The sequence below is a fragment of the Lentzea sp. NPDC055074 genome, from assembly GCF_053608005.1.
On record NZ_JBSGUQ010000045.1, the window covers coordinates 1 to 2,060 of the forward strand.

The following is a 2,060-nucleotide window of genomic DNA, read 5'->3' on the forward strand; positions in this document are numbered from 1 at the left end:
CAACCAGGCTTTGATCCGGGGGTTTCCGAATGGGGAAACCCGGCAGTCGTCATGGGCTGTCACCCGCTGCTGAACACATAGGCAGTGTGGAGGGAACGAGGGGAAGTGAAACATCTCAGTACCCTCAGGAAGAGAAAACAACCGTGATTCCGGGAGTAGTGGCGAGCGAAACTGGATGAGGCCAAACCGTATGCGTGTGATACCCGGCAGGGGTTGCGCATGCGGGGTTGTGGGATCTCTCTTTCACAGTCTGCCGGCTGTGAGACGAGTCAGAAACCGTTGATGTAGGCGAAGGACATGCGAAAGGTCCGGCGTAGAGGGTAAGACCCCCGTAGCTGAAACATTAACGGCTCGTTTGAGAGACACCCAAGTAGCACGGGGCCCGAGAAATCCCGTGTGAATCTGGCGGGACCACCCGCTAAGCCTAAATATTCCCTGGTGACCGATAGCGGATAGTACCGTGAGGGAATGGTGAAAAGTACCGCGGGAGCGGAGTGAAATAGTACCTGAAACCGTGTGCCTACAAGCCGTGGGAGCGTCGCTCATTGGTTTACCAATGGGTCGTGACTGCGTGCCTTTTGAAGAATGAGCCTGCGAGTTTGCGGTGTGTTGCGAGGTTAACCCGTGTGGGGAAGCCGTAGCGAAAGCGAGTCCGAATAGGGCGATTGAGTAGCACGCTCAAGACCCGAAGCGGAGTGATCTAGCCATGGGCAGGTTGAAGCGGAGGTAAGACTTCGTGGAGGACCGAACCCACCAGGGTTGAAAACCTGGGGGATGACCTGTGGTTAGGGGTGAAAGGCCAATCAAACTCCGTGATAGCTGGTTCTCCCCGAAATGCATTTAGGTGCAGCGTCGTGTGTTTCTTGCCGGAGGTAGAGCACTGGATAGGCGATGGGCCCTACCGGGTTACTGACCTTAGCCAAACTCCGAATGCCGGTAAGTGAGAGCACGGCAGTGAGACTGTGGGGGATAAGCTCCATGGTCGAGAGGGAAACAGCCCAGAGCATCGACTAAGGCCCCTAAGCGTACGCTAAGTGGGAAAGGATGTGGAGTCGCAGAGACAACCAGGAGGTTGGCTTAGAAGCAGCCACCCTTGAAAGAGTGCGTAATAGCTCACTGGTCAAGTGATTCCGCGCCGACAATGTAGCGGGGCTCAAGCGTACCGCCGAAGTCGTGTCATTGCGATATATACCCCCAACGGGGATCGTGATGGGTAGGGGAGCGTCGTGTGCCGGGTGAAGCCGCCGCGGAAGCGAGTGGTGGACGGTTCACGAGTGAGAATGCAGGCATGAGTAGCGATACACACGTGAGAAACGTGTGCGCCGATTGACTAAGGGTTCCTGGGTCAAGCTGATCTGCCCAGGGTAAGTCGGGACCTAAGGCGAGGCCGACAGGCGTAGTCGATGGATAACCGGTTGATATTCCGGTACCCGCTGTGAAGCGTCAAACATCGAATCAGGTGATGCTAAGTCCGTGAAGCCGTTCCGGACCCTTCGGGGAAAGGAAAGTGGTGGAGCCGGTGACCCAAGCTGGTAGTAGGTGAGTGATGGGGTGACGCAGGAAGGTAGTCCATCCCGGGCGGTGGTTGTCCCGGGGTAAGGGTGTAGGCCGTGTGATAGGCAAATCCGTCACACATTAAGCCTGAGACCTGATGCCGAGCCGATTGTGGTGAAGTGGATGATCCTATGCTGTCGAGAAAAGCCTCTAGCGAGTTTCATGGCGGCCCGTACCCTAAACCGACTCAGGTGGTCAGGTAGAGAATACCGAGGCGTTCGGGTGAACTATGGTTAAGGAACTCGGCAAAATGCCCCCGTAACTTCGGGAGAAGGGGGGCCATCACTGGTGATCGAACTTGCTTCTTGAGCTGGGGGTGGCCGCAGAGACCAGCGAGAAGCGACTGTTTACTAAAAACACAGGTCCGTGCGAAGCCGTAAGGCGATGTATACGGACTGACGCCTGCCCGGTGCTGGAACGTTAAGGGGACCGGTTAGTCACCTTTCGGGGTTGCGAAGCTGAGAACTTAAGCGCCAGTAAACGGCGGTGGTAACTATAACCATCCT

The 2,060-nt window shown here is 56.3% G+C and carries 1 rRNA gene; it reads left to right on the forward strand.

The features are described from left to right. Positions 1 to 2,060: ribosomal RNA gene (locus ACWF7A_RS44010) — 23S ribosomal RNA — on the forward strand; the annotation flags it as partial.